Source organism: Halobacillus sp. Cin3 (genome assembly GCF_947311855.1).
Lineage (GTDB): Bacteria > Bacillota > Bacilli > Bacillales > Halobacillaceae > Halobacillus > Halobacillus kuroshimensis.
The window spans coordinates 74,937-100,167 of sequence record NZ_CAMZMV010000005.1; the positions used below are offsets into that span (position 1 = coordinate 74,937).

The following is a 25,231-nucleotide window of genomic DNA, read 5'->3' on the forward strand; positions in this document are numbered from 1 at the left end:
TTATCCGTTTCAATTTTACAGAAAAAGTTCATAATGCTCCTCATCTAAATAACCTGTGGGAAGTTTGATTGCTTGCTTCTCCACGCCCCAGCATCGAAAACCGAGCTTTCGATACAGCTCTCTTGCCGGGGTGTTTTCTGTAACAACGCTGAGGTGAAGGACTTCGACTTCCACTGCCCGGGCATGCTGGATCAGTTCTTCCAGCAGAAGCATGGCTCCTCCAGTCCGCCTTACCTCTGGTGTGATGTACATCGCAACGATGGATGCTTTATGTCTGAACTTCGGGTGTGTTTCCCGTACCAGTGTGACTACCCCTGTCAGTTTTTCTCCTGAAAAAAGTCCGAAGGTCCTGGTGTCTTTACTCTCCAGCCGTTCCGCGGTCGTTTCGATCGGGTTCGGTTTCTGCTTTTCCTGTTCGTAGGTCGTAATAAAAGCGTCCGGGTTTGTAAGCAGAGCTTCGAGTCTTAACTCAAAGTAGGCTTCTGCATCTGAACGGTTCAATTCGCGCGTCTCCATGGGCTTTGCCTCCTTTTGTTGTTCCTAGCCTAGCCGAAAACTATGGTAAAGTAAAGACATCAGGACTACAGGAGGGATGGCATGTCGGAGAAGGAAAAAATGTTAATGGGCGAGTTGTATCAACCGTGGGACGATGAGCTGGTGATGGAAAGGTCGCGCGCCAGACAAATCACCCATGCGTTGAATCAGACGAAGAATACAGAGGAGCATTACCGCCGTCAGCTGATCGAAGACCTGTTTGGAACAATTGCCGGGGAGATGTCCCTCGAACCGCCTTTTTACTGCGATTATGGTTACAATATTCATGTAGGTGATGGGTTCTTTGCTAATTTCAATTGTATCTTTTTAGATATATGTCCAATTACGGTGGGAAACCGTGTCTTGATTGGACCAAACGTACAGCTGTACACAGCTCTTCACCCTATGGATCGGGAAACGAGAGCAAAAGGGCTGGAGTCAGGCCGGCCGATTACCATCGGTGATGATGTGTGGATCGGAGGAGGAGCGATTATCAACCCGGGGGTTACCATTGGAAGCAATGTCGTGATTGGTTCAGGGGCGGTTGTCACTAAGGATCTCCCGGATAATGTCTTCGCCGCCGGCAGCCCTGCAAAGGTCATCAGGACAGTCGAATAAGGCTCCGGGGTAGTTTTGGCGGTATTTTTTCGTTATCATACAGAGGGATACTTGCATTCGTAATAAGAAAAAAGAGAGGATTGTATCACTATGATTAAACGTAAGAGTCAAAGAGAAATTGAAAACATGCACGAGGCAGGGAAGCTGCTGGCTGATGTCCATAAACAATTGCGCACCTTCATAAAGCCGGGTGTTACAACGATGGAAGTCGAAAACTTCGTGGAAAAATATCTAGCCGAACGCGGGGCTACCGGAGAGCAGAAAGGATATCAAGGGTACGAATTTACAACATGCGCATCCATCAATGACGAAATCTGCCACGGATTCCCACGCGATGAGAAGTTGAAGGAAGGCGATATCGTAACCATCGATATGGTCGTCAACTTAAATGGCTACCTGGCTGACTCCGCCTGGACACATGCGGTGGGAGAAATCAGCGAAGAAGCTCAAAAACTGATGGATGTAACGAAAACATCTCTTTATAAAGGAATCGAGCAGGCTGTACCGGGTAAACGAATCGGTGATATCGGCCATGCGATCCAGGCCTATGCGGAAGGAGAAGGGTATTCGGTTGTCCGCGACTTCACAGGACACGGAATCGGTGAATCGATCCACGAAGATCCTTATATTCCTCACTTCGGTGCTGCCGGCAAAGGAGCACGTCTGAAAGAGGGAATGGTCATTACCATCGAGCCGATGATTAACATTGGAGACTGGGCAAGTCAGATGGATGAGAACAATTGGACGGCACGAACGGTTGATGGGACGTTATCCGCACAGTATGAACATACAGTAGCCATTACAAAAGAAGGCCCTGTCATCTTGACTGAACAGGAAGATGAATAAATAAAAAGGGAACAGCTGTGAGCTGTTCCTTTTTTATTTTAACCTCTGTTAAAGTCTGTGGTTGATATTTTAAACGGATTACTAAATCGTTTCCGTCTGGAATTAAGGGTCCGGTCCGCTATTTACTCAGAGCATGGGATGGCAGGGAAAACCGTCCGCTTTCCGCGGGGAACGATGAGCCTCCTCGAACTTCGTTCTCCGGGGTCTCACCTTGTTCCTTTTTCCCGCAGGAGTCTACCTGTTTTCCCTGCCATCCCTTTCGTAGTAGTGTAACGGACTTCGGTTATATCCTTTCTAACTACCCTTCTTTGAAGAGGCGGCCTTGGGAATGGCGAGACTCCTGTGGGATGAAGGTACATCGTGAGACCCCGGAAGGCGCAGCCTGAGGAGGCTCACGGTACCCCACGGAAAGGGAGTCATTCCCAAGGCCGCCTCATACAAATCCCATGACAGAAAGGGGTGATCTGAGCTCACATATTAAATAACAACACCAAGCAATAACAAAGCCTTATTTTAAAAACAAGACATAAAAAAACTCCCCTCGAAAGGGGAGTTTTTTATACGTTCTTATTTTTGAACGTTAGCTGCTTGTGGTCCACGCTGACCTTCTTCAATTTCGAAAGTTACGACTTGACCTTCTTCAAGAGTTTTGAAACCTTCTTCTTGAATAGCGGAGAAGTGTACGAAGACGTCGTCTTGACCTTCTACTTCAATGAAACCGAAACCTTTTTCTGCGTTAAACCATTTTACTGTACCTTCGACCATGTACAAAAACCTCCTGCGTGGAGAAACTCCACATTGTATTACTATTCTTGCTCATTCAAGTCCATCAAGACGACATCTTGCGAAACATCTTCTCTTGCATGACACTCATCGAACAACGAATAATTAACCATAGTATAACAGATGGGCAAAAGGAATGAAAGCCCTATTACGAAAAAGTTCCTTTTTACTCCTGGGGCTGGGTCATATAGGCCTGGTTCATTAATGAAAGCAGGGAACGCTCCACAAGAGTATCGACTTCCTCAGGGGCTATGCGGGCCAGTTCATACAGCGGCTTTCCCTGCTCGAGAAGGTGCTGGATGACAAGCCACCCTGTGTAATTGGCTTCTTTTTCAAATCCTGACGCACCGGTACCTTTGGTAAAGGAGTAGAGGGCCTCGTAATCTGTGCGGTGCAGATGGGGCTGGATGTTCATCATGACCCGGTTCGGTTCGCGGCTGCAGTTTTCTTCATCCCAGCTGAAGTAAGGATCTGATATCCCGCTTTCCTCCAGCACCTCCAATGTCGTGTGGATGGCCAGCCCCTCCTGAAAGATCAACTGTCCGAGGGTACGGGTATGGCTGGGGGCGAGTCCGGACTGGCGGCAGTGAACGACCCTGGCAAGCTCCTGAATCAAACGCGTCTGACCACCGGGGAGTTCGACAGGGAAGCAGAGAATGTATTGATGATTTTCCTGGATGATGAAAGGATCCGTTTCAAATGTTCCGACAAAAAAGAGAACGTTTACATCAACGTAGGTGGTGCTGTGCAGAATTTGTTTAATATGATCCACGTGCCCATTCAATTCCAGCGGACTGATATCGAAATATTGAATTTTATCATAGACGTAATAGTACTTGTTCCAGGCATACTCCACCATTTCCTTTGCGAGCTGGCCTTGTTGATACCCCGGCGGTGTATGAGGGAAATCATAATATTCCATCCATAATTCATGACGCTTATGAGGGGGTTCTCGATAAGCCTGGTCATAAAACGTTAAGAAACGATCCAGCATTTGTGAGCACCTTACATCATCCATGGTGATCCCTCCGAATGTTTTAGGATTGATTTAGAAATTCCAGCCGTTTATTCCAAACATCATGAGCATCTTTTCCAATCCAGATTAAATGACTGCCAGCATTGACCTCGTAGATTTCACAATCGGGTACCGTCGATTTCAACAGCAGAGCGTTTGTATAAGGGACGCTCCGGTCTTTTTGAGAGTACATGCCGAGAACAGGTACATTCAGCTCATCCAGGTTTGTTACATCATGGTCAAGGTCAAGGATAAAGCCTCTGCCGGGCTGGGAGGTGGCGAGCATATCATAGATGAAGCGCCGGTCATTGGCCGATAAATGCTTGAGGTAATCCTCCACATCTTCGGTGGTCATATCAGCAAGAAGCTGTTTCATGACAAGGTCAGGGAAAAGCTTAAGCATAAACTTGAGGCTGCCTGTGACCATTTTTTCTGCGGGGCCGAACATCATCAATGCCTTTCTCCGGGTCTTTCGATCCCATGCCCCCGTCAGCGCTGCTTCGAGGACAAGCCGGTCCACCCTCTGCGGGTAGCGGGAAGCTAGAGCGATTCCGCTTGGCCCTGCTGCCGATACAGCAATGACATGGACGCGTTCCAAACGTAAATAATCAAGCACCTCAACGATTGTATCAGCGAATTCGTCAGGAGTTCGTCCTGTCGAGGGTTCTGTGTAGTCGTAACCAGGCCGTGAAATCGTCAGCAGTGAAAATCCTTCATATACGAGACTGCTGTGGGATAAATCTGTATCTCTGCTGCAGTGGCCGCCTTTGAGCAGCAGCACAGGAGGACCTTCTCCGATATATGTAAATTCCACTATTCCGTTTGTTGAATCAAGGAGTGTCGTGGTCATGGGCTCATCCCTTTCTTTCTTTTTCCATACATTAAATATAAGCTATAATATAAGAAAATGAAACATCAGACAATTCTGTTAATAGGGGTGGAAAAGTGAGAATCGTGTCGATATGTCCAAGCAATACTGAAATTGTCGCCTATCTGAATCAGACCCACCTGTTGGTTGGTGTCGATAATTATTCTGATTATCCGGAGGAAATCAGGAAGCTCCCGAAGCTCGGCCCTGATTTATCCATAGATATACAAAAAACAGCAGAGCTAAATCCGGACTTGGTTCTGGCTTCGCTGTCTGTACCGGGCATGGAAAAAAATATTGAAGGGCTTGAAAAAGCCGGACTTCCTTATATCATCATCGATTCCAACAGCCTGTCAGAAATTGGGGAGGACGTCCGCCGTGTCGGCCGGGAGCTCGGGATGGGAGAGGAAGCCGATCATAGAGCGGATGCGTACAGGGATGAATTGGATCGTTTGAAGGAAAAGGCTTCTCTTGCTGAGATCAAGCCTGTGTTGTACTGGGAATGGTGGCCCAAGCCGGTTTTCACTCCGGGTGGAAAGAACTGGTTGACCGAAATCAGCCGTCTGGCCGGAGCTAAAAATGTCTTTGCAGATCAGGATACGGCCAGTTTTCAAACGGACTGGGATGAAGTCAAGAATCGTAATCCTGACCATATCTGCATGGTATGGGTGGGGGTGAAGGAAGAGAAAATGAACCCGGATCTTCTTAGGAAACGTCCGGGGTGGCTGGACATGAAGGCTGTAAAAAACGACAGGATCCATGTCCTGGAGGAATCATTATTCTGCCGTCCAAGCCCCAGACTGCTGGAGGGGCTGGAAAAGTTGACGAATGTCCTGCAAAAGGAAAACGACGAGCTCGGATAAGCTCGTCGTCTAGTGAAGCTTTCGTTTATGCTTAGGAACAGCCAGCTCGCGGAAATTGGACGCGAGCTCCTTGAGCTGATGGCTGAGGTCTTCCCCTCCCATAGGAAGTCCGTGTCCGGTGATCGCGGTGACCGGGTTCAAGGCAGCTAACTTCTGTACGGATTTTTCAGCTTCCTCCCAATTGTGCGTAAAGTAGGCCGGGGGTCCATGAACATGCTGATGCTGAATGAAAACGGCCATGCTGGATTCCTGTTTTACAGTAATAAAGGCATCTCCAGCGAGAAGGGTGCCGTCGTGTGGACGGTATAATGCGACATGCCCCGGTGTGTGACCGGGGGTGTGAATGACCTGCCAGTCAGGGAGGAAGGGGAGTTTCCCGTCGTTCGGTATGGCATGGATATAGCGGCTCAAATCCGGCTGATGTGTAGGGAAGAATGGGGAAATTAAAGCAAAAAATCCTCCACCAACTGTGGCATCACCGACAGGGTAATCTCGTTGATTGGTCACATAATCCATTTCCATTGGGTGAATAAAAATGGGGACATTCCAATGGTCTGCCAGTTTTTTTGCTGAACCTACATGATCGAAATGGCCGTGGGTCAAGACGATCGCTTTTGGAGGCCTGGATCCATAGCGTTTTTCCGCAGCCGCTATGATCCTTCTGCTGTAACGGCTGATTCCACAGTCGACAAGGACCCAGTCATCGGTCTGTTCTTTTCCTATAAAGATGACATTGACAATCAACGTACGGTAAAAGGCGACATCGTCAAGAACTTGTTCAGCTTCTGCCTGTTCCATATCTAAATGATGATCCTGCTGCTCTCCATGCTGCTCCTGGTCCACACCTGTCACCCCTTTCGGATTCTCTACAGGTTAGTGTGAGGAATTATCCTGCGGATTATGCAATAGAAAAAGGACGTATCCTCTAATGGATACGTCTCTGTTTTCATATAGCTGTGTTTCCTTCCGCTGTCCGTAGATGATTCATTTTTTCCTATTCCAGCTTTAAAAGTTGAAGCGCCTCATAGGAATGAGGCGCTTCCGGTTAGTTCGCTTTATGATAAGACTGAGTGGCTGCCGGAGCTATCGTTTTTCCTGTCAATCCGTACAAGATGGTAAGGATTGGGGATAACAGACAGAAGAATGCAAATGGAAGGTAATCAAGAACCGGTACTCCCAGCACACCGGAAAGGAATACACCACATACACTCCATGGGACGAGAGGGTTAATGACTGTTCCTGCATCCTCCAGAGTCCTGGACAGGTTTTTACGTGCGAGTCCCGCTTTTTCGTATACATCCTGATAGGCTTCCCCTGTCAACAGGATGGAAAGGTATTGTTCACCAATCGCGATGTTGATGCCGATCGCTGTAAATGCGGTGGAAAGTGTCGCTGATCTTGCGGATTTCAGTGAATCCTGTACACGAGTCAGGATGGCGGGAATGACTCCGGTGACGAAAAACAAACCGCCGAGCGCCAGTGCTAAAATCACAAGGGAAACCGTAAAGAGCATACTGTTCATCCCGCCCCTTGTGAGTAGTTCATTGACGACTTCCACCTCTGTGCTTCCTTCGAATCCACTGAACCATGTCTGCCATAAAGCCGTCCACGGCAGGACTTCTCTAAACCCGGCCAGAACCGTAGCTGTCAGACTGCTGACAGCCAGAGAAATAAAGGCTGGACGCTTGGTCATGGTCATGGCAACGAGGACAATGACTGGAATCCAGGATGTCCAGTGCATCAGTCCTGAGGCAGCCAGGCCGTTTTGGAAGTTATCGAGCTGTTCAACATCCGGGTTTCTGTCCGGAGATAGGAAGATGAACAGAATGAACGTGATGATGAAGGCGGGGATTGTTGTCCAAGCCATATTTTTAATGTGATCGAACAAGTCCACTTTTACAACAGTGGAAGCAAGGTTGGTTGTATCAGAGAGCGGTGACATCTTGTCTCCGAAAAATGCGCCCGAGACGACGGCTCCTGCAGTCATTGCAAGGGAGGCGTCCATGGATTCGGCCACGCCGATGAAGGCCACACCGACGGTAGCAGCTGTCGTGAAAGAGCTTCCGAGAGCCACACCGATGACAGCCGTAACGGCAAAAATAATGGCCAGGAACCAAGGGCCGTCCGCAATCGTAAATCCGGCTTCCATAAGGACAGGAATGGTACCCGCGGCCATCCAGCTGGATATAAGGATACCGATGACGAAGAACAGGAGTACCGCTCCCATTCCTGTCTGCGCGCCCTGAGTCATTCCGTACTGCAGGTCTTTAAAGGATTTTTTCTTTAATAAACCATACGTAAGCATAAAGAGAATGCCTAAAAGAATCGGGATATGTGGAACGGTCTGCAGGGAGATGATGAAATAACTGATTACTCCAATAGTCAGAACGAGCATAACTATGGATTCTACCAATGATGGCAGTTGTTTTGGCTGTAAATGAAACATGTTTCTTCCTCCTCTAATCCATACAAAAAAGCTCCGTCCCAAAGAAAGGGACGAAGCATCGCTCCGCGGTACCACCCTTATTGGTAAAGAAGCGTTTCTTTACCCGCTCTTGTGGTTGTATCATTTGAACCGTACCCTGTAATTCAAAGGAAGCCGGCCCGGATTTTCACCATCCATCCGGTCTCTGCTGGCTGTCTGACTGCCTTTTACTGCGGAGTACTTGATACAAAAAATCTTCTTTGCTTAAACGCTTTTCAGTAATGAAGTAAGTTGCATTTATAATATAAGAGCACTAACTCGATGTCAACATTTTTTCATTGAAAAATCTTTCCATCATCCGCTCCAATTGGGTATAATAGTGGAAATTTTAGAAAGGAGGTGCCCTATGGAAACCCATGCTTTAAAAAACTCCCATGCCTCTTCACGGATGCATATGGTACAGAGAGGAATCACGGCCGGCTTCCCTATTATGCTCGGCTACCTGCCAGTAGCTTTGACGTATGGGGTGCTCGCTGGACAATCCGGCATGACGAATTTGGAATTGACATTGATGAGCGTGCTCGTGTTTGCTGGAGCTGCCCAGTTTCTCGCTGTTGGAATGGTTGCTGCCGGGACAGGGTTTGTTGAAATTGTTACGGCAGTGTTTGTTTTGAATTTCCGCCATTTCGTGATGGGGCTTTCCTTCGTGAACCGGTTGAAAACGATGGCTCTTCGCGCCAAGCTACCGTTAACCCTTGGGCTGACAGATGAAACGTTTACGGTTTCCACCCTCTACAAAAAGGAAGCTGCTGAACCTTATGGCGCTTATTTTTACGCATCCCTTATGTTGACTGCCTACGCATCCTGGGTGGGAGGATCCTTTTTAGGGGGGGTGCTTGGTGATGTGATTCCTGCAAGGCTGAGTGACAGCATGGGTGTAGCTCTTTATGCGATGTTCATCGGGCTCTTAATCCCTTCCGTAAAAAGAAATGGGCGGATTGCCATGATCGCTGTAACCGCTCTTCTCATTAATTATCTCTGTCAAAGGATGGGGATGAATCAAGGGTGGGCCATTGTTGCCGGCACGCTTGCCGGTGGTCTGAGCGGGATTTGGATTCTAGGAGAGGAGGAGGAATCATGATCATCTGGATGATTATTGGGATGGCCGTCGTTACAGCTGTTCCCAGATTTCTGCCTGCGTTCATTGTGGATTTTGCTACTTTTCCACGCTGGGTGGATCGATGGTTAAACGCCATCCCGTACGCAGCTTTAGGAGCGCTCATTTTTCCCGGCATCCTGACAGTGAAACCGGATGCTCCGCAGGTAGGGGTCGCCGCGGGTCTTGCTGCTGTGCTGCTGGCCTGGCTGAATATACATATCATCTTTGTAGTTTTGGGAGCCATCGGGACTGTTTTTCTATTAACGGTATAAGCACACCCGCCCAGTGGATGCATATCGTATAGGGATACTTCCGAGAAAGGAATTGATCGTTATGCATCGACAATTTGGCTTTCCTTTTGGGCAGATCTTCGGATTTCCTGGAGGACCTGGTGGTCAGCCGCCCCAAGGGCCTCCACCTGGAGGACCCGGCGGTGGGCCAGGTGGACCGGGCGGACCCGGTGGTGGACCTGGAGGGCCTGGAGGACCCGGTGGCGGGCCAGGTGGACCGGGCGGACCTGGGGGCCCCGGCGGAATGCTCCCGCCTCCACCTCCAGCACCTCCATCCGGAGGACAGGGAGCAGAGTTGTATGCCGTTGACCCCGGCTCCCTGTATGGCTGTTTATACCGTTATACATGGATCCGTCTTGTCAATGGAAGGTCTTTCTGGTTTTATCCAACCTACATTGGAAGAACATCTGTAGCGGGTTATCGCTGGCGTCCCGGTCAGCAGCAGTGGGTTTATTCGGGGTTCGATACACGCAGGATCTCCAGTTTTTCCTGTCGATAATTGTGAACAAAGAGATGATGCCGTACGGAGCATCATCTTTTTGTTACAATAAAGAAAATAAATAAGAAGAAGGTGAACGGAATGCCTCGTGTCAGAGAAGCGCGTTTTGAAGATGCCGCGACTATAGCGGACATTCATGTGAAGAGCTGGAAATCCACATATAAGGATCTGATTGATGAAAGGGATATCAGTAATACAACGCTTGAGCATAGGATCACATTATGGGAAACCATTCTACGAAAACCTTTGAATGGTCAGATTGCCTTCGTCATCGAAAATGATGAAGGACAGGTGGTTGGTTTCGTTTCCGGGGGGAAAGAGCGGACGAAGAACTATGGGTATGACGGAGAAATCTACGCCATCTATCTCCTTGATGAGTATCAGGGGAGAGGGTATGGAAAAATACTGCTGCAGACTTTTGTACGTGGAATGGGGGAGGCTGGTTATCAATCGCTTCTTGTCTGGGTGTTGACCCGGAATCCGTCCAGTCAGTTTTACATAAAGTATGGAGCGGACCCCGTAGAAGCAGAAAAAGTGACGATTGGTCAAGGTACCTATGAAGAAACGGCGTATGGGTGGAAAGATCTCCATACACTGGAAGAAGCGCTGACGGTATAGGAAAAGCTCCCGCCTGGAGATGACAGGCGGGAGCTTTTATTCTTCGTAAGGTTCAATGTGGATATGGGCATACCGGATGTCATTCTCTTTCTTTAAGAGGGCCTCCACTTCATCCGTAATTTCGTGACCCTGCTGGATCGTAATGTGAGGGTCTACGTGAATGGTTGCTTCAACAAGCGTCTGACTGCCCTGTAACCTTGCCTTCACATCTTTAACGGCCCAGACGTCTGGATGGCCGGAAATCGTTGTACGAATATGTTCAATCTGTCCTTCCTCATAACCATCGGTCAAACTGTGGGTGGCTTCCTTGAAGATGTCCCAGGCTGTTTTGCAGATGATCAAACCGACGATAAAGCCAGCCAGAGGATCGAGCCAGAAGAGGCCGAGTTGGGCCCCGAAAATACCTATACAGGCTCCGATACTGACAAGCGCGTCGGATCGGTTGTCCTGTGCGGCCGCATAGAGGGAGGGGCTGTTCACTTTTTGTGAGAGATTTAAGTTATAGCGGTAGACGCCGAACATGACTCCGGCAGCTCCCAGAGCGGTCCAGGCAGTCAAAAGCGACGGCTGGCTTGTTTCTTGATGAATGAGGTCCTGCACGGTTCCTATAATGACCTCGATTCCGACAGTCATCATAATGAAGGCGGCAATCAAAGAGGCAATCGTCTCTGCGCGGAAATGTCCGTAATGATGGTCCTCATCAGGGGGCTTGCGAGATATTTTCAGTCCGACGAGTACAGCGATGGAGGCGACTACATCCGTCGTATTATTCAAGCCGTCCGCCCGTAAAGCTTCAGACTCTCCGGTATAGGCGACCAGCAGCTTGACAGAAGCCAGAACAAGGTAGGCAATGATACTGACCCAGGCTCCCCGTTCGCCTCTCTTTAAATTTTCGTATTCACTCATCCGCCTGTCACCTCCATCCTCTGTTTTACAGCATGTTTTAGCTTACCAAAACGGTCATTGGTGAGTCCAGAGAAAAAAAGCTTCCCTCATGCATGTACATTGCCTGAGGTCAAACTAAGGATAATCTCGATTTGGAGATTCTTTAGTTTTAAATAAATGAAGTGGGGGAATAGCAACAATGAAAATCATAAAATTCGAAATTCATTAAAGGAGAGATAAGAAATGGCTGAGGTGAAACTTGCGATTATTTATTACAGTTCTACAGGAACGAACTACAAAATGGCCAAGTGGGCGGAAGAGGAAGCACAGAAAACCGATGCAGAAGTGAAGCTCATCCGTGTCCCTGAACTTGCTCCGATGGAAGCTATAGAGCAGAATCCCGCTTGGAAGGACCACTACTTAGCTACCAAAGATGTTGTACCTGAAGCTACTGTTGATGATCTGGACTGGGCAGATGCTGTTATCTTCAGCATGCCGACCCGCTTTGGAAATGTGCCGGCGCAGATTAAACAATTTATGGACCAGGCCGGCGGATTATGGTTCCAAGGGAAGCTTGTAAACAAAGTCATCAGTGCAATGACATCTGCACAGAATCCTCATGGCGGTCAGGAATCCACCCTTCTCAACTTTTACACAACGATGTTCCACTGGGGTTCCATTATTGCCACTCCAGGATACACCAATGATGCGGTATTTGGAGCTGGAGGAAATCCATACGGAACGAGTGTCAGTGTAGACGGGGAAGGCAATATGAAAGAAGATGTGGAAGCAGCTGTCCGCCACCAGGTCAACCGTACTCTTGAAATTGCGGGTAAATTCACAGAATAAGGAAAAGAGGGAGGACGCAGACGTTAAGCTGCGTCCTTTTTTTATATATACGGACACAGGAAATAGAAAGTTCAAAAAAATATCAGACGGTTGTGTGTGCGGTCTCCCTAGTAAACAAGCGGTTCAGCAGGTTTATGAAAGTAGAAATCGGGGAATGATATAACTAAATATTCAGAAAACTTGTTGCGTTCTTCTAGTAAATCCTGCATAATGAAAAAAAGCATGAAGGGGGTAATCTCATGAGAAAGCAAAAGATCAATTACGTTATTCGTCGGAACCCCGGTTACAAAGGGAAAGAGATTACGGCAAAGAGAGAACTGTCTTTTGGAATCCAACTAGCCTCGCGTCTGCTTTTGGATCACCTCAGCTATCAATTCAATAAGGATCGTTTAGATAGAGAAATCAACCAGGCTATCGACAGCGGCGACCGGGAAGCGTTCGACCGGCTCAGCCTGCAGTATCAGCCGTTCACATGGGAATAAAGCACAGCCGCTGGAGTGACAGCGGCTTTTTTATATGGCATGTCATAGACCTGTTATTAGGTAGAGATGTGGATATACAACTTCTTCCTGACAATGTTATAGTTGTTACAGCATCTTTGAAAGTAGGAAGGGAATTAGAGTGAAAAAAATACTTACCATGGCCTTGATAGGGGCCGCATTAACCGGGTGTTCCAACAATCCTCTTAGTTCGGATGACCATAAGGCAGAGGAAGCACCTGCCTCATCCACCGCACAGCAGGATGAAAAAGAAGGTACACCAGCATCAGGAGAGGCGCCTCAAAATGAGGATACCGTCTTATCCAACGGAATGATTGAAGTCGGTGATCCTGAAAGTGTCGAAGTCGTCGTCAACAAACAGCGGAAACTTCCAGACGGCTATGCTCCTCCGGATTTAACCGTACCGGATGTGCCGTTTTCCTTTGAGGAAGACCATCCGAAAAAGCAGTTAAGGCAGGAGGCGGCTGATGCGCTGGAGGAGCTTTTTGAAGGAGCGGACCAAGCAGGGCTTGGACTTGTAGCCGCATCAGGCTATCGTTCGTATGAACGTCAGAAAGAAATTTATGAACGGAACGTAGAAGTGTATGGGAAAGAAGAAACCGATACGTTTTCTGCGAGTCCGGGAACAAGTGAACACCAGACAGGTCTGGCGATGGATGTGACTTCGGCAGAAATGGCGTTTAAACTGACCCAGGCTTTCGGTGATACCCCGGAAGGCGAATGGGTGGCGGACCATGCTTATGAATATGGGTTTGTCGTCCGTTATCAGGAGGGAAACAACGATATTACCGGGTATAAATATGAACCGTGGCATCTTCGCTATGTTGGTAAAGAAGCAGCGGCAGAGGTACATGAACAGCAGGTGACCTTAGAGGAATTCTTCGGTTACGAGCCGGTCAATGAGACAGAATAACAGAAAGCCGTTTCCCGATGGGAAACGGCTTCTTTTTTAATAGCAGATGCCGACACGTTTTTGCATAAATTGGTCGTTTATAAGCGTCTGGTAGGCGAAGACGGCCGTATCTCCGGTGGTCACTTTTTTACCATCCTCCGGAAGCCTATCCAGTTCAAAGCGGACGCCGCCTTGAACGTCTCCTTCAGGCAGGTAGGTCGGACAGACAATCGTCCATTCGAGTGTGGTTTTTTGTAAATGCTGGTAAACCTCGGCGTGTTCTTCTGCCGCGAACGTTTTACTCCGTTTGGATTCCGAGCTTTCGAACCTGTACTTTCCATCCTCAAAGCGGCTGTCGAGGATCCCGGCGGTCCCGATTGTCACCAGCCTTTTCAAGCTTTGACGCTCCATTTCATCCGTCAGAAGCGGGACGGCTGTTGTGAGGGTATCGGACTTATCCGTACTTAATCCACAGAACACGACTTCACAATCTGTCAGCGTCTTTCTGATATCTTCCTGATTCCTTGCATCTCCTTGGACAAGTCCTGCCCCTTCCAGCATTTCTTCTGCTTTATGAATGTTCCTGACCAATGCTTTTATTTCATGGCCCCTGCTTAGGGCATGGCGGATGAAATGGGTACTTACACGGCCTGTTCCACCGATTACGGCTATTTTCATATGGATCACCTCAAATGTTTGTAAATTTTTCTATCAAGAAACCTTTCCGCTCTTTTCTTCTGCTTTTCACAGGATTAAAAAGAGTGCGGGGAGGATGGCTGACACGAAAAAGTCTGTGCGCAGCTGGGTTTTATATAATTTTGGGAACTCAGCGTCTGCCACCACTATTATGGCTGCTGTGCTGCCTGTGTTCTATTATGACGTGGCAGCGAAAGGAGTACAATCGCTGGTTGCAGCGAGTTATTGGGGCTATTCCCAGTCAGCCGCTGTTTTAATCGTTGCGCTGCCCGCACCCTTTCCCGGTGCCGTCAGTAATTATACAGCTTCCAAGAAACGTTTTTTTATGTTTTTCGTTTTAAAGAAAGGGGCCGGACCCTTGGCGCCCATATGCAGACTGTTCGGTGCTGCACGGAGCAGGGGATGGGAGGCAGCCCTCTCACAAAGTTCATCATTAAATAGAATGTGAGACCAAATGTTCGACCTGGTCGTTACCTCCTGTTTCAAAGCAAAAAAAAGAGCCGTTCCAAGGCTCTTTTCACCACTTTATACCCACTTGAGAAGTCAAGCGAGGTTTGTTTAACCTGTGCTTGATAGCCTAAGTATAGACTATTATCTGAAAAATGTAAATAATCAGAAATAGAAACGTGGAAATTTGTCAAAAACACCCGTCATTCAGGTGATTGTTCAAAAGATTCTTGATACAATGAAAGAGCATAGAAAGAACTGAAAAGGGAGGATTTTTCATGGATTACCGCGTGGAGAAAGATACAATTGGTGAAATTCATGTGCCAAGTGAAAAATATTGGGGCGCACAAACGCAGCGAAGTAAAGAGAATTTCCCGATCGGTGATGAAAAAATGCCGAAGGAAGTCATCGAAGGCTTTGCCATCTTGAAGAAGAGCGCAGCGAAAGCCAATGCCGCTCTTGGACTTTTAGAAGAGGAAAAGGCGGAGGCTGTAGGCTATGCTGCGGACCAAATCATTGCAGGTGAGCTGGATGAACATTTTCCGTTAGTGGTCTGGCAGACCGGCAGCGGCACGCAGTCGAATATGAACGTGAACGAAGTCATCGCCTATGTGGGGAATCAGTGGCTGGAAGCGAAAGGGAGAGAGACGCGTCTTCACCCGAATGACGATGTCAACAAATCACAAAGCTCAAATGACACGTATCCTACAGCGATGCATATCGCTTCCGTCCGTAAAGTGGAGGATGTTGTCCTACCTGCACTCACTCAGTTGAAGCACACGCTGCAAGAAAAAATGGAAGCGTTTAATCATATTGTGAAAATCGGCCGAACCCATCTTCAGGATGCGACACCTCTTACGCTTGGGCAGGAAATCAGCGGCTGGCACCGTATGCTTGAAAAGACGGAGAAGATGCTGATCGAGAGCAGTGAATATGTGAAAGAACTTGCTATCGGAGGCACGGCTGTCGGGACAGGTCTGAATGCGCATGAAGATTTTTCAGAACAGGTTGTTGCTGAAATCAATGCATTGACCGGCAAAGGGTTTGTTTCAGCACCGAATAAATTTCATGCCCTCACATCCCATGATGAACTTGTACATACGCACGGAGCTTTGAAAGCTCTGGCTGCGGATATGATGAAAATCGCCAATGATGTCCGCTGGCTTGCGAGCGGTCCGCGCTGCGGCATTGGAGAAATAACGATTCCGGCGAATGAACCTGGAAGTTCCATCATGCCTGGCAAAGTGAACCCGACTCAAAGTGAAGCCGTCACGATGGTTGCGGCTCAGGTCATGGGAAATGACGCTACTATCGGTTTTGCTGCCAGTCAGGGGAACTTTGAATTGAATGTATTCAAGCCGGTGATTGCTCATAATTTCCTTCAGTCCGCCCAGCTTCTCGCTGACAGCATGGTTTCCTTTGATGAGCGTTGTGTCAGCGGCCTTGAGCCGAACCATGAACAGATTGAAAAATATCTGCGTGATTCCCTGATGCTGGTCACGGCTTTGAATCCTCATATCGGTTATGAGAATGCCGCGAAAATAGCAAAAACAGCGTTTGAAAAAGACCAGACGTTGAAAGAAACAGCTGTGGAGCTCGGTATTTTGACCGAAGAGCAGTTCGAGGATTATGTAGATCCAAAAGCCATGACAAAACCAAACGCCAAGTAAAAGGAATCCAGCCATGTGTCTGTTGTTTTTCTCCATTAATTACCACTATCTTTTTTGACATAAAAACAAAACCTCCGACCCATACTACGATTACACAGGACAGGAGGTGAGACACATGGCTAACAACAACAGTTCAAACGAGTTGGTTGTACCTGGTGTACAACAAGCTCTAGACCAAATGAAATATGAAATCGCTCAAGAGTTCGGCGTACAGCTTGGTCCAGATTCTACAGCACGTGCTAACGGTTCTGTAGGTGGAGAAATCACTAAGCGTCTTGTACAAATGGCTGAACAGCAGTTCGGTGGATACCAAAAATAAATACGTGTGACGAAGGAGGAAGGGTGCGCCCTTCCTCTTTATTTTTGTGAAAGAAGTGGACAAATTATGTACGAATGCGGGCTTTGTAACGGGTGGGGAGAAACGCAGCGCTCCTGCCCTAAGTGTGAGGGAAGGATGAAGGATCAGGGAAGGGTGACTGATTTTCTAGATGAATACAGCCCTTATCTGGATCTTACCTATACAGATCTTGTTGATGGTGATATCGATTCCTCCCTTCAGGATGAATGTGTTCACCTTTTTGTGTGTGAAGCCTGTGGTCTGCAGGACATTCAGACAACATAGGCTGTTGCAGGTACGGTATAGTCCGGGCGTTGTTTTTGTACAGACATTGTCCGGGTTTTACCGTTTTTGGAGTCATTCAGTAACATGCAGTCTCCATAAAAAACAAAGCAGCCCTGAGTAGGGCTGCTTTGTTATGATCAGCGGATACGGCTTTCTGTATCCTTATCAAAGAAGTGGACTTTGTTCATATCAATCGCCAAGGTAATTTGGTCTCCACCGTTGATATCGGAACGGGAATCGACACGGGCGATGAATTCCTGGTCATTCAATTTGGAATACAGGTAGGATTCGGAGCCCATCAGCTCAGCTACTTCAATGTCGGCCGTGATTTTCTTATCCTGGTTGGCATCGATAAAGAGCGGCTCATCGTGCATATCTTCCGGGCGCACACCGAGGATAATTTCCTTTCCGATGTAGCTCTGTTCTCTCAGAGGCTTCATTTTTCCTTCCGGTACGGCAATTTTGATTTCTCCGAGTTCAATGTGACCATCAGCGAGCGTTCCGTGCAGGAAGTTCATAGCCGGGGACCCGATGAAGCCTCCGACAAACACGTTCTCAGGCTTATCATAGACTTCCTTCGGCTCACCAACCTGCTGGATGATGCCGTCTTTCATAACGACAAGGCGGGTAGCCATCGTCATCGCTTCGGTCTGGTCGTGAGTAACATAGACGGTCGTTGTCTGCAGACGCTGGTGCAGTTTCTGGATTTCAGCGCGCATTTGTACACGAAGCTTGGCATCCAGGTTGGATAAAGGCTCATCCATAAGGAAGACTTTTGCATCACGGACGATGGCACGGCCAAGGGCAACACGCTGTCTCTGTCCACCTGACAGCGCTTTCGGTTTACGGTCCAGTAAAGCTTCCAATCCAAGAATTTGTGCGGCGTTCTTGACGCGGCGTTCAATTTCCGACTTATCCATCTTGCGGAGTTTCAAACCGAAGGCCATGTTGTCATACACGTTCATGTGCGGATATAAGGCATAGTTCTGGAATACCATGGCAATGTCACGGTCTTTTGGTGCTACATCGTTCATGCGCTTGTCATCAATCATGAAGTCTCCGCCGGTGATCTCTTCAAGTCCTGCAATCATACGGAGTGTTGTCGATTTACCACAACCGGACGGACCTACAAAAACAATGAATTCCTTGTCATTGATATGAAGGTTGAAATCGTCGACGGCTTTCACATTTTTATCATACACTTTATCAATATTGTTCAGTTTAAGTTCTGCCATTGGAAACTCCCCCTGTTTTTGAAATCGCTTTCTCAACTGGTTTCAGTGTACCGAAGTTTCTGAAAACGGTAAATGGACAAAGTGCACAAACTCACCACTGTGAGTTTTGTGCACTTTGTCGAATTACAATTGTAGATGTAAAAGAGCAAGATAGGTGATGACCGCCCCTTTGAAATCCTTGATATCCAAATCTGTTTTCTCGATGAACTTATCGACACGATACTGCATGCTGTTCCGGTGCATATACAGCTTTTTAGCAGCGAGGGATGTGTTGGATCCGGTTTCAAGGAAAACCTTGATCGTCTGAAGCAGTTCCTTATCTTCCAGCACCTCTTGGAAGATCGACTGCTCTACCTGGTGCCAATAGGCTTCAGGTAGGTAGTCAATGTAGAAATAGGGAATAATATCCTTGTAGGAAGCGACAGCGGGCAGGTGGTATCGATCAGCCAGATCGGCTCCGCTGAGCGACCATTTCAAAATAGAGGGGGCTTCTTTTAAGTCAGAACTGAAATGGCTTGTAAAAAAACGTATATTTGTGTAGAAGTCACTCATGAGAACATCCGGAATCCCTTCGAACGAAAGGACCTCCTGTCCGCTCGAGAAGATTTCCTCCACTATATACCCCGACCGGTCCGACTGCCAGATCAGAGGCACACGTTCCGGAAATAGAGATTGAAGCGCTTCTTTTATCGTGCTTTTTTCAGTGCCGGTGTCATCAAACGTAAACAGGATGAAGCGGTAGGACTGCGGCCAGGACATGCCTGCATACTGGCTGCCGGAGGAGGTAAGTTCCTTCCATGCTGTTTCCCTTTCTGTCTCGGTCATGGAATCTTTCTCAAAAGGAGTGAGGAAAATGGATAACAGCTCTGCTTCCTGGTTATTCCTTTCGATTTTAGGGATGGCTATGAGTTCTTTTTCCGGCGTCAGAAAATAGTCCCACTGGTCTGAGTCGCCGGCTTCTGCTTCGTTAATCACCCTCATGGAGGGGTAGATCTGCTGGAGTTGATGAATGACAGACATGAATCTCTTCCTTTTTACTAGGATATTTACTATTATAGTAATACAATGTAGAAATCCGCAAAGTCAATTGATCCCTATACATGATAAGTCGGACGGAAAGGGGGAATCGGAATGGAACACGTCAAAGAACAGAGTTTCTACGGACAAGAAACGAAAAACCGGTTAAAACGCATCGAAGGGCAGGTGCGCGGTGTCCTTAAAATGATGGATGAGGAAAAAGACTGTAAAGATGTCATCACCCAGCTGTCTGCGGCTCGTTCAGCCATGGACCGCGCGATTGGTTATATTGTAGCGAAAAACCTTGAGGAATGTATACGCGTTGCTCACGAAGAGGGAGAATCTGCCGAGGATTTAATCAATGAAGCTGTGCAGATGATTGTGAAAAGCCGCTGAAATAAAGCTGTCTCTGATGGATGAGGGTCCATCAGAGACAGCTTTATTATTTTTCTGCAGGATCATTTCTTCGATTCTCCTGAACCGGGATTTCATGGGCTTCCCCAAGCTGCTCGCGCCCGTAGACCGGGGCTACGGTGCCGCCGGCCATTCCTTCATTAATCATACGGTCAACATCCAGTTCAAACTGGTCTTTTCCTTCGGCGGCCTGCTTTTTTTCCTCCTTCATTTTGTTCACCTCCTTACCTATAGGGTGGCCCGTTTAAAGAGGAATCATGAGAGGGGATATTTTTCATTTCTCTCGTTTGGCACACGCCGCATTTTTCCATTATACTTGGTACACTACGATAGAAAGAGGTTGTACGATGCATCCAATACTTCTGATTCTTTTAATGATGGGGATCGGGGCCTTGATTGGTGGAGTGACGAACTCCCTCGCGATTAAGATGCTTTTCCGCCCTTACCGTGCGATATATATCGGGAAGTTCCGCGTGCCATTCACGCCGGGACTTATTCCTAAACGACAGAATGAATTAGCACAGCAGCTCGGGAAGATGGTCGTGAATCATCTTCTTACACCCGAGGGCATCCGCCGTAAATTGACTGAACCTGCTCTGGTGAGCCAGATGACCTCCTTGGCTGAAAAAGAAGCGTTGAAATGGCTGCAGCAGAATAAATCCGTCCAATCCCTGCTGAAGGATTTCCAAATCGATGTGGCTTCAGAGGAAATTAGATCGAATACGGCTTCTTGGATCGAAGAACGGTACCATAAGCTGATGGATGGATACAGGCAGCAGGAAATCAGGGAGCTGCTGACTCCGGAATGGACATCGAAGGTGGATCATGGCGTTGACCAGGCCGCCGAACACATCCAAAAAAGTATCGAGAATTATTTCCGGAGTACGGAGGGAAAAGAGAAAGTCTCCGCCCTGATTGATAATTACCTGGACAACCAAGGTTTTCTTGGAAATATGATTTCCTCTTTTTTAGGACCGGATGGGCTGACTGAACGTCTATATCCGATTCTCCTGAAGTATGTGTCTGACAGCGAAATGAATGAATGGTTGAAAACGATGCTTCATGCAGAAAAAGAGAAATGGCTCGATATGCCCCTTGAATCCGTGGAAGAACGAATCGGTTCTAATGAAATCGGGCGTCTGATCGGGCAGACGGCGGCACAGGCTCTTCCCGTTGAGCAATGGATGGAGCGTTCGATTGCTGACTGGACCGCTCCTATTCAGGAGAAGGTAACCAAACAATGGATTCCGGTCCTCATTAGAAAATCCGTCGATGTTATCTCCGGTAAAGTGGAAGGAATGATCCAATCCGTTAGACTGGAGGAAGTCGTCAAGGAAGAGGTAGAGGCTTTCCAAGTGGATCGTCTCGAGGAGATGGTCCTTGGCATTTCGAGAAGGGAATTCAAGATGATCACATATCTCGGAGCTCTTCTTGGTGGACTGATCGGTCTGCTGCAGGCCGCTCTCGTCATGGTCATCGGATGAAACCCTATTCCTATACAGACTTCAGTGAGTCTGTTATAGTGGGGAAGGAATGTTAGAAGTACGAAATTACAGGAGGGCTTATTTTATGGCAAACCTATACGATTACGCTTATGATTTGGAAAAAGCAATCCGCAACAGTGAAGAATTCACGAGCTTGAAAGAAGCATATGAAGCGGTTATGAATGACGAAGCAGCGAAAACAATGTTTGATGATTTCCGTCAGACACAAATCACGCTTCAACAAAAACAGATGCAGGGAGAGGAAATCTCTGAAGAAGAAGTGGAACAGGCACGTAAAGTTGTAGAACTTGTACAGCAGCATCCACAGATTTCCAAGCTGATGGAAGAAGAACAGCGCCTGAACACTGTCATCAACGATATCAGCCGTATTATTACAAAACCGCTGGAAGAGCTTTACGGTAATCCGGAAGAGCCGCAGCAGTAATACAGATGAACCACCGTTTCTACGGTGGTCTGAGTCTGCAGAAAACCATGTGTTTTCTGCAGACTCTTTTTTTATGCCTGAAAAGCACCGGGTATTTTTTTCAGCAGGAGGTTGTCTTTATGTTTTTTTCTGCATGATGGATGGAATGTTGTCGACCTTTGCAGGAGAAAAGATACGCGCCGGCGAAAGGTAACGAATAGAAGACATTTTTGAATCCAGGGGGAGAAAAATGGGCCACTTTAGGGTTGAAGAAAAGGATAATGTTGTACACATTACGTTGGACCGGGGAGAAAAGTATAATGCGCTCGGGACGGAGCAGTTAGCTGAATTTGCCTACGTTCTCGATCAGGTGCAGCATTCAGAGGCTCAGGTTGTTGTTTTGTCGGGAAGTGGAGACGGCTTTTGCGCCGGCGGGGATCTTACTATGATGAAGGAAGCGGCTGACCGTGACGTTTACGATCAGGTGATGGATGACATTGAATATATCGTCAAGTCTTTTTATACGATGCCTAAGGTTGTGATCGCCGCTGTTCACGGGCCTGTCGTCGGGCTCGGACTCAGTATTGCATTATCGGCTGATTATGTAATGGCGGAAGCAGGGGCGCAGTTGTCCATGAACTTCATCGGCATCGGACTTGCTCCGGATGGGGGCGGCCACTTCTGGCTTCAGGAACGTCTGGGCACCCATCAGGCCAAGCATTTTACTTGGAAGGGGGAGCGGATGTCGGCTGCTGAAGCTTATGAATACAAGCTGATCGACCAGGTTGTTGAAGGATCGGTCCAGCAGGAAGCCGGAGACCTTGCGGAATATTGGAGCCGCCGTCCGCTCCGATCGATGATTGCGACGAAGGAGATCTATCATAAATATGGTTTGGAAAAGCTCCAGACCTATTTGACAGAGGAAAGGGAAACTCAATGGATGCTGAGGCATACAGAGGATCACATGGAAGGTGTTCAGGCTTTTATGGAAAAAAGGAATCCAGAATTTCATGGAAAATAATGAAGAGCCGCGCCGTTAAGCGCGGCTCTTTTCAGCGGTGGAAAAGAACCAGCCGTCCATCAGGAGACACGCAGCGGTGGGTAAACTCACTGTATCCATGTTCCGTCAGTTTGGCCGTCCCTATTTTTTTCGCTTCCTCGTCATGTTCAGCTTCAAAGTTCTCATCAAGTACATTTGTCCCGTCTTTTTCGAATACGGTTAAGTAGTAGCGTTTCATGGATGTCCCCCTCGAATGAATAGTTGTTCATTTATTTACATTTGTCATGGGAAAGCGAAATTCCTGCAAAAAGCTTCAAGTTTCTTCATTTTTATTTGTGGAGAAATTGAAACTCCCGGGCGGACAGGCACGTAAGATAAACAGAAAGGGGAGGTTATAGGAATGACTTTGAGGTTGGAGAATGTTACAAAGAAGTTCGGCTCGTTCACAGCAGTGGACCACTTATCCATCGAAATACCTGAACAGCAGATTTTTGGTTTTCTTGGAGCCAACGGAGCGGGCAAAACGACGACGTTCCGTATGATCCTTGGGCTGCTGGATCAGACAGAAGGAGAGATATCGTGGAATCGGGGGCGAATCGGCTATGGGGAGAGCCATTTGATTGGTTATCTTCCTGAAGAACGAGGGTTGTATCCGAAATTGAAAGTGAAAGACCAGCTTGTGTACCTGGCTAAACTGCGAGGGATGTCCAAAAAGGATGCAGTGGAGGAAATCGACCACTGGCTGGAACGATTTAAAGTGCCGGAATATAAGCAGAAAAAAGTGGAGGAGTTGTCCAAAGGTAATCAACAGAAAATTCAATTCATATCGGCCGTGCTTCATAAGCCGAAGCTGCTTATTCTGGATGAGCCTTTTTCCGGACTGGATCCGGTCAATGTAGAAATGTTAAAAGAGGCCGTTGTAGAATTGAAGGAAGCTGGAACATCCATCGTGTTTTCATCCCACCGTATGGAGCACGTGGAGGAATTGTGTGAAAGTCTTTGTATCCTTCATCATGGATCACCCGTCGTTCACGGCAGGTTGAAGGAGATCAAACGGTCATTCGGAAAGAAAAACATCCGCATTCATGCAGATTTTGATACCTCTTATTTACAGTCGTTCAAGGGTGTGACCAAATACAAGCCCCTTGCAGAAGGGTGCGAGCTTCAAATCACTGCGGAAGAAGCAGCTGCGGGTATTTTTGAATCCCTTCATGGGAGAGGCTTTGTCCGCACCTTTGACTTGGAAGAACCGACACTGAATGATATTTTCATTGAAAAGGCAGGGGCTTCCTATGAATAAGTTTTTCATTATGATGGGCCATACATATAAAAATAGAGTGAAATCCAAATCTTTTGTAATTACGACGCTGATTATGCTCGTGTTTATTTTCGCTGTATCCAACCTTCAATCCATCATTGAACAGTTCAGCGGAGACGAAGATGAAAACCGTATTGCCGTTCTTTCCGAAAGTGAAGCTTGGGCGGCGGCTTTTGAAAGAAGTCTCGCTTCCAGTGAGGCAGCAGCAGCTGAAACTTATGAAGGGACGCTGGAGGAGGCGAAGCAGGAAGTAGAAGAAGGAAGTTATGAGGCTGTCGTACACATCCGGACTGGGGCAGATCAACTCCCCGAAGCGACGTACTTTGCCAATCAGATTGCGAATATAGAAGCAAGTGAGCCTGTCCGCCAGGCCCTGCAGCAGGTGAAAATCGAACAGGTGACCGAAGAAGCAGACGTGGCGCCGGAAACCCTGCAGCAGATATCCACTCCGGTATCGTTTGAACTGGAAGCCCTGGAGGAACGGGCGAAATCAGCGGAGGAACTCAATCAGACGCGCGGAATCGTATATATCATGCTGTTTTTTATGTACTTTGCCGTCATCATGTACGGCCAGATGATTTCTACGGAAGTAGCTACGGAGAAGTCCAGCCGGGTGATGGAAATTTTGATTTCCAGTGTGTCACCGGTTTCCCAGATGTTTGCTAAAATCATCGGTATCGCTCTCGTGGGCTTAACCCAGTTTGCCATCTTCCTGACCGCGGGATATTTCAGTATCCAGCAGACGATAGAGTCGGGGAGCGCCTCATTTATTGATGGGCTGGGGCTGACCACGATTCAGCCTTCCACCATCATTTATGCGGTCGTATTCTTCCTGCTGGGATACCTATTGTTTGCCACCCTTGCAGCAACGCTCGGGTCTCTCGTCAGCCGTCTGGAGGATGCCCAGCAGATGACTGCTCCTATGATCATGCTCATCGTGGCTGCCTTTATGATTGCGATGTTCGGTCTGGCCTCGCCGGATTCGACTTTCATTACCATCAGCTCGTATTTCCCGTTTTTCACGCCGTTGATTATGTTTCTGAGAGTCGGGATGCTCGACGTCCCTGTATGGGAGGTTTCCCTTTCTTTAGCCGTGCTGATCGGTTCGATTGCGCTGCTCGGATGGATAGGGGCAAGAATTTACAGAGGAGGCGTGCTCCTTTACGGAAAATCATCATCTTTGAAGGATCTTAAAGCAGCCCTCCAACTATCGAAAAAAGAAAAGTCATCCTGAACGTTTCCGCCCTTCACGGGGCGGTC

The 25,231-nt window shown here is 47.7% G+C and carries 32 protein-coding genes; 19 read left to right on the forward strand and 13 right to left on the reverse strand.

Annotated features, from left to right (window positions below; genetic code table 11):
- Positions 1–15: 15 nt before the first annotated feature.
- Positions 16–516: a GNAT family N-acetyltransferase gene (locus QMA39_RS15675; protein WP_281659283.1), complete on the reverse strand. Its 501-nt coding sequence runs from the start codon at positions 514–516 to the stop codon at positions 16–18.
- A gap of 81 nt (positions 517–597) precedes the next feature.
- Here QMA39_RS15675 and QMA39_RS15680 point away from each other — a divergent pair, with 81 nt between their 5' ends.
- Complete coding sequence (locus tag QMA39_RS15680; protein WP_027956576.1) at positions 598–1,152, forward strand: sugar O-acetyltransferase; 555 nt, start codon at positions 598–600, stop codon at positions 1,150–1,152.
- Positions 1,153–1,242: 90 nt separating this feature from the next.
- Positions 1,243–1,998, forward strand: a complete 756-nt coding sequence (gene map, locus QMA39_RS15685) for a type I methionyl aminopeptidase (RefSeq protein WP_281659284.1) — start codon at positions 1,243–1,245, stop codon at positions 1,996–1,998.
- A 567-nt stretch (positions 1,999–2,565) separates the two neighbouring features.
- On the opposite strand, the gene QMA39_RS15690 is transcribed toward map, so the two are convergent.
- From QMA39_RS15690 to QMA39_RS15700, 3 genes are all read right to left on the reverse strand, one after another.
- The gene (locus QMA39_RS15690) at positions 2,566–2,763 is read right to left on the reverse strand and encodes a cold-shock protein (protein WP_008634702.1); all 198 of its coding nucleotides are present in this window, start codon (positions 2,761–2,763) and stop codon (positions 2,566–2,568) included.
- 184 nt (positions 2,764–2,947) lie between these two features.
- On the reverse strand, positions 2,948–3,799 hold the full coding sequence (locus tag QMA39_RS15695; RefSeq protein ID WP_027956574.1) for a hypothetical protein: 852 nt from the start codon (positions 3,797–3,799) through the stop codon (positions 2,948–2,950).
- A gap of 19 nt (positions 3,800–3,818) precedes the next feature.
- Positions 3,819–4,646 carry an alpha/beta hydrolase gene (locus tag QMA39_RS15700; protein WP_281659285.1) on the reverse strand — a complete coding sequence of 276 codons (828 nt, stop codon included), beginning with the start codon at positions 4,644–4,646 and terminating at the stop codon, positions 3,819–3,821.
- Positions 4,647–4,741: 95 nt separating this feature from the next.
- Between QMA39_RS15700 and QMA39_RS15705 the strand changes: the two genes are divergently transcribed.
- Complete coding sequence (locus QMA39_RS15705) at positions 4,742–5,527, forward strand: cobalamin-binding protein (RefSeq protein ID WP_281659286.1); 786 nt, start codon at positions 4,742–4,744, stop codon at positions 5,525–5,527.
- A 9-nt stretch (positions 5,528–5,536) separates the two neighbouring features.
- On the opposite strand, the gene QMA39_RS15710 is transcribed toward QMA39_RS15705, so the two are convergent.
- Complete coding sequence (locus tag QMA39_RS15710; protein ID WP_281659287.1) at positions 5,537–6,370, reverse strand: MBL fold metallo-hydrolase; 834 nt, start codon at positions 6,368–6,370, stop codon at positions 5,537–5,539.
- A gap of 202 nt (positions 6,371–6,572) precedes the next feature.
- Entirely contained in the window at positions 6,573–7,973 is a 1,401-nt protein-coding gene (gene nhaC / locus QMA39_RS15715) for a Na+/H+ antiporter NhaC (protein ID WP_281659288.1), read from the reverse strand.
- Positions 7,974–8,358: 385 nt separating this feature from the next.
- Here nhaC and QMA39_RS15720 point away from each other — a divergent pair, with 385 nt between their 5' ends.
- Together QMA39_RS15720 and QMA39_RS15725 are read left to right on the forward strand one after the other, a co-directional pair.
- A complete protein-coding gene (locus QMA39_RS15720; RefSeq protein WP_027956569.1) occupies positions 8,359–9,093 on the forward strand; it encodes an AzlC family ABC transporter permease in 735 nt (244 codons plus the stop codon).
- The gene (locus tag QMA39_RS15725; protein ID WP_027956568.1) at positions 9,090–9,383 is read left to right on the forward strand and encodes an AzlD domain-containing protein; all 294 of its coding nucleotides are present in this window, start codon (positions 9,090–9,092) and stop codon (positions 9,381–9,383) included. The genes QMA39_RS15720 and QMA39_RS15725 overlap by 4 nt, the downstream gene beginning before the upstream one ends.
- Positions 9,384–9,442: 59 nt before the next feature.
- On the opposite strand, the gene QMA39_RS19710 is transcribed toward QMA39_RS15725, so the two are convergent.
- Complete coding sequence (locus tag QMA39_RS19710) at positions 9,443–9,748, reverse strand: hypothetical protein (protein ID WP_348646629.1); 306 nt, start codon at positions 9,746–9,748, stop codon at positions 9,443–9,445.
- 233 nt (positions 9,749–9,981) lie between these two features.
- Between QMA39_RS19710 and QMA39_RS15735 the strand changes: the two genes are divergently transcribed.
- Entirely contained in the window at positions 9,982–10,518 is a 537-nt protein-coding gene (locus QMA39_RS15735) for a GNAT family N-acetyltransferase (protein ID WP_027956567.1), read from the forward strand.
- 36 nt (positions 10,519–10,554) lie between these two features.
- Here QMA39_RS15735 and QMA39_RS15740 read toward each other — a convergent pair whose 3' ends face one another.
- Complete coding sequence (locus QMA39_RS15740) at positions 10,555–11,424, reverse strand: cation diffusion facilitator family transporter (RefSeq protein ID WP_027956566.1); 870 nt, start codon at positions 11,422–11,424, stop codon at positions 10,555–10,557.
- A 222-nt stretch (positions 11,425–11,646) separates the two neighbouring features.
- Between QMA39_RS15740 and wrbA the strand changes: the two genes are divergently transcribed.
- The 3 genes from wrbA (at position 11,647) to QMA39_RS15755 (ending at position 13,665) form a co-directional block, all read left to right on the forward strand.
- On the forward strand, positions 11,647–12,252 hold the full coding sequence (wrbA, locus tag QMA39_RS15745) for an NAD(P)H:quinone oxidoreductase type IV (protein WP_027956565.1): 606 nt from the start codon (positions 11,647–11,649) through the stop codon (positions 12,250–12,252).
- 239 nt (positions 12,253–12,491) lie between these two features.
- Positions 12,492–12,734, forward strand: a complete 243-nt coding sequence (locus tag QMA39_RS15750) for an IDEAL domain-containing protein (RefSeq protein WP_027956564.1) — start codon at positions 12,492–12,494, stop codon at positions 12,732–12,734.
- Between the two features lie 139 nt (positions 12,735–12,873).
- Positions 12,874–13,665, forward strand: coding sequence for a M15 family metallopeptidase (locus QMA39_RS15755; protein WP_027956563.1), 792 nt, complete (start codon positions 12,874–12,876; stop codon positions 13,663–13,665).
- Between the two features lie 36 nt (positions 13,666–13,701).
- On the opposite strand, the gene QMA39_RS15760 is transcribed toward QMA39_RS15755, so the two are convergent.
- Positions 13,702–14,322, reverse strand: coding sequence for an NAD(P)H-binding protein (locus tag QMA39_RS15760; protein ID WP_281659290.1), 621 nt, complete (start codon positions 14,320–14,322; stop codon positions 13,702–13,704).
- Between the two features lie 94 nt (positions 14,323–14,416).
- Between QMA39_RS15760 and QMA39_RS15765 the strand changes: the two genes are divergently transcribed.
- The 4 genes from QMA39_RS15765 (at position 14,417) to QMA39_RS15780 (ending at position 17,079) form a co-directional block, all read left to right on the forward strand.
- Positions 14,417–14,788, forward strand: coding sequence for a hypothetical protein (locus tag QMA39_RS15765; RefSeq protein ID WP_281659291.1), 372 nt, complete (start codon positions 14,417–14,419; stop codon positions 14,786–14,788).
- A gap of 277 nt (positions 14,789–15,065) precedes the next feature.
- Positions 15,066–16,457: a class II fumarate hydratase gene (fumC, locus tag QMA39_RS15770; protein WP_281659292.1), complete on the forward strand. Its 1,392-nt coding sequence runs from the start codon at positions 15,066–15,068 to the stop codon at positions 16,455–16,457.
- 115 nt (positions 16,458–16,572) lie between these two features.
- On the forward strand, positions 16,573–16,776 hold the full coding sequence (locus QMA39_RS15775; RefSeq protein ID WP_027956559.1) for an alpha/beta-type small acid-soluble spore protein: 204 nt from the start codon (positions 16,573–16,575) through the stop codon (positions 16,774–16,776).
- A 153-nt stretch (positions 16,777–16,929) separates the two neighbouring features.
- The gene (locus QMA39_RS15780) at positions 16,930–17,079 is read left to right on the forward strand and encodes a hypothetical protein (RefSeq protein WP_156896528.1); all 150 of its coding nucleotides are present in this window, start codon (positions 16,930–16,932) and stop codon (positions 17,077–17,079) included.
- 137 nt (positions 17,080–17,216) lie between these two features.
- On the opposite strand, the gene ugpC is transcribed toward QMA39_RS15780, so the two are convergent.
- Together ugpC and QMA39_RS15790 are read right to left on the reverse strand one after the other, a co-directional pair.
- Positions 17,217–18,314, reverse strand: a complete 1,098-nt coding sequence (gene ugpC / locus QMA39_RS15785) for a sn-glycerol-3-phosphate ABC transporter ATP-binding protein UgpC (protein ID WP_027956557.1) — start codon at positions 18,312–18,314, stop codon at positions 17,217–17,219.
- Between the two features lie 123 nt (positions 18,315–18,437).
- Positions 18,438–19,334, reverse strand: coding sequence for a helix-turn-helix domain-containing protein (locus QMA39_RS15790; RefSeq protein WP_281659293.1), 897 nt, complete (start codon positions 19,332–19,334; stop codon positions 18,438–18,440).
- 111 nt (positions 19,335–19,445) lie between these two features.
- Between QMA39_RS15790 and QMA39_RS15795 the strand changes: the two genes are divergently transcribed.
- On the forward strand, positions 19,446–19,727 hold the full coding sequence (locus tag QMA39_RS15795; RefSeq protein WP_027956555.1) for a metal-sensitive transcriptional regulator: 282 nt from the start codon (positions 19,446–19,448) through the stop codon (positions 19,725–19,727).
- A 46-nt stretch (positions 19,728–19,773) separates the two neighbouring features.
- Here the strand turns inward: QMA39_RS15795 and QMA39_RS15800 are convergent, their stop codons facing one another.
- The gene (locus QMA39_RS15800; RefSeq protein ID WP_035532704.1) at positions 19,774–19,956 is read right to left on the reverse strand and encodes a hypothetical protein; all 183 of its coding nucleotides are present in this window, start codon (positions 19,954–19,956) and stop codon (positions 19,774–19,776) included.
- A 136-nt stretch (positions 19,957–20,092) separates the two neighbouring features.
- Here QMA39_RS15800 and QMA39_RS15805 point away from each other — a divergent pair, with 136 nt between their 5' ends.
- The 3 genes from QMA39_RS15805 (at position 20,093) to QMA39_RS15815 (ending at position 22,674) form a co-directional block, all read left to right on the forward strand.
- Positions 20,093–21,229: a DUF445 family protein gene (locus QMA39_RS15805; protein ID WP_281659294.1), complete on the forward strand. Its 1,137-nt coding sequence runs from the start codon at positions 20,093–20,095 to the stop codon at positions 21,227–21,229.
- 85 nt (positions 21,230–21,314) lie between these two features.
- Positions 21,315–21,674 (forward strand): YlbF family regulator, encoded by a 360-nt coding sequence (locus QMA39_RS15810; RefSeq protein WP_027956552.1) that lies wholly within the window; start codon positions 21,315–21,317, stop codon positions 21,672–21,674.
- A gap of 229 nt (positions 21,675–21,903) precedes the next feature.
- Positions 21,904–22,674 carry an enoyl-CoA hydratase gene (locus tag QMA39_RS15815; protein ID WP_027956551.1) on the forward strand — a complete coding sequence of 257 codons (771 nt, stop codon included), beginning with the start codon at positions 21,904–21,906 and terminating at the stop codon, positions 22,672–22,674.
- A gap of 31 nt (positions 22,675–22,705) precedes the next feature.
- Here the strand turns inward: QMA39_RS15815 and QMA39_RS15820 are convergent, their stop codons facing one another.
- Positions 22,706–22,891 carry a YhzD family protein gene (locus QMA39_RS15820; RefSeq protein ID WP_027956550.1) on the reverse strand — a complete coding sequence of 62 codons (186 nt, stop codon included), beginning with the start codon at positions 22,889–22,891 and terminating at the stop codon, positions 22,706–22,708.
- 162 nt (positions 22,892–23,053) lie between these two features.
- On the opposite strand from QMA39_RS15820, the gene QMA39_RS15825 reads away from it, so the two are divergent.
- Complete coding sequence (locus QMA39_RS15825) at positions 23,054–23,953, forward strand: ABC transporter ATP-binding protein (RefSeq protein WP_027956549.1); 900 nt, start codon at positions 23,054–23,056, stop codon at positions 23,951–23,953.
- A complete protein-coding gene (locus tag QMA39_RS15830; protein ID WP_206931609.1) occupies positions 23,946–25,205 on the forward strand; it encodes an ABC transporter permease in 1,260 nt (419 codons plus the stop codon). Before QMA39_RS15825 ends, QMA39_RS15830 begins: the two co-directional genes overlap by 8 nt.
- The last annotated feature ends 26 nt before the right edge of the window (positions 25,206–25,231 follow it).

Coding starts and splice junctions, on each gene's coding strand:
- QMA39_RS15675 (WP_281659283.1), bottom strand. CDS start 516: ATGGAGACGCGCGAATTGAACCGTTCAGATGCAGAAGCCTACTTTGAG.
- QMA39_RS15680 (WP_027956576.1), top strand. CDS start 598: ATGTCGGAGAAGGAAAAAATGTTAATGGGCGAGTTGTATCAACCGTGG.
- map (WP_281659284.1), top strand. CDS start 1,243: ATGATTAAACGTAAGAGTCAAAGAGAAATTGAAAACATGCACGAGGCA.
- QMA39_RS15690 (WP_008634702.1), bottom strand. CDS start 2,763: ATGGTCGAAGGTACAGTAAAATGGTTTAACGCAGAAAAAGGTTTCGGT.
- QMA39_RS15695 (WP_027956574.1), bottom strand. CDS start 3,799: ATGGATGATGTAAGGTGCTCACAAATGCTGGATCGTTTCTTAACGTTT.
- QMA39_RS15700 (WP_281659285.1), bottom strand. CDS start 4,646: ATGACCACGACACTCCTTGATTCAACAAACGGAATAGTGGAATTTACA.
- nhaC (WP_281659288.1), bottom strand. CDS start 7,973: ATGTTTCATTTACAGCCAAAACAACTGCCATCATTGGTAGAATCCATA.
- QMA39_RS15720 (WP_027956569.1), top strand. CDS start 8,359: ATGGAAACCCATGCTTTAAAAAACTCCCATGCCTCTTCACGGATGCAT.
- QMA39_RS15725 (WP_027956568.1), top strand. CDS start 9,090: ATGATCATCTGGATGATTATTGGGATGGCCGTCGTTACAGCTGTTCCC.
- QMA39_RS19710 (WP_348646629.1), bottom strand. CDS start 9,748: ATGTATAACGGTATAAACAGCCATACAGGGAGCCGGGGTCAACGGCAT.
- QMA39_RS15735 (WP_027956567.1), top strand. CDS start 9,982: ATGCCTCGTGTCAGAGAAGCGCGTTTTGAAGATGCCGCGACTATAGCG.
- QMA39_RS15740 (WP_027956566.1), bottom strand. CDS start 11,424: ATGAGTGAATACGAAAATTTAAAGAGAGGCGAACGGGGAGCCTGGGTC.
- wrbA (WP_027956565.1), top strand. CDS start 11,647: ATGGCTGAGGTGAAACTTGCGATTATTTATTACAGTTCTACAGGAACG.
- QMA39_RS15750 (WP_027956564.1), top strand. CDS start 12,492: ATGAGAAAGCAAAAGATCAATTACGTTATTCGTCGGAACCCCGGTTAC.
- QMA39_RS15760 (WP_281659290.1), bottom strand. CDS start 14,322: ATGAAAATAGCCGTAATCGGTGGAACAGGCCGTGTAAGTACCCATTTC.
- QMA39_RS15765 (WP_281659291.1), top strand. CDS start 14,417: ATGGCTGACACGAAAAAGTCTGTGCGCAGCTGGGTTTTATATAATTTT.
- fumC (WP_281659292.1), top strand. CDS start 15,066: ATGGATTACCGCGTGGAGAAAGATACAATTGGTGAAATTCATGTGCCA.
- QMA39_RS15775 (WP_027956559.1), top strand. CDS start 16,573: ATGGCTAACAACAACAGTTCAAACGAGTTGGTTGTACCTGGTGTACAA.
- ugpC (WP_027956557.1), bottom strand. CDS start 18,314: ATGGCAGAACTTAAACTGAACAATATTGATAAAGTGTATGATAAAAAT.
- QMA39_RS15790 (WP_281659293.1), bottom strand. CDS start 19,334: ATGTCTGTCATTCATCAACTCCAGCAGATCTACCCCTCCATGAGGGTG.
- QMA39_RS15795 (WP_027956555.1), top strand. CDS start 19,446: ATGGAACACGTCAAAGAACAGAGTTTCTACGGACAAGAAACGAAAAAC.
- QMA39_RS15800 (WP_035532704.1), bottom strand. CDS start 19,956: ATGAAGGAGGAAAAAAAGCAGGCCGCCGAAGGAAAAGACCAGTTTGAA.
- QMA39_RS15805 (WP_281659294.1), top strand. CDS start 20,093: ATGCATCCAATACTTCTGATTCTTTTAATGATGGGGATCGGGGCCTTG.
- QMA39_RS15810 (WP_027956552.1), top strand. CDS start 21,315: ATGGCAAACCTATACGATTACGCTTATGATTTGGAAAAAGCAATCCGC.
- QMA39_RS15815 (WP_027956551.1), top strand. CDS start 21,904: ATGGGCCACTTTAGGGTTGAAGAAAAGGATAATGTTGTACACATTACG.
- QMA39_RS15820 (WP_027956550.1), bottom strand. CDS start 22,891: ATGAAACGCTACTACTTAACCGTATTCGAAAAAGACGGGACAAATGTA.
- QMA39_RS15825 (WP_027956549.1), top strand. CDS start 23,054: ATGACTTTGAGGTTGGAGAATGTTACAAAGAAGTTCGGCTCGTTCACA.
- QMA39_RS15830 (WP_206931609.1), top strand. CDS start 23,946: ATGAATAAGTTTTTCATTATGATGGGCCATACATATAAAAATAGAGTG.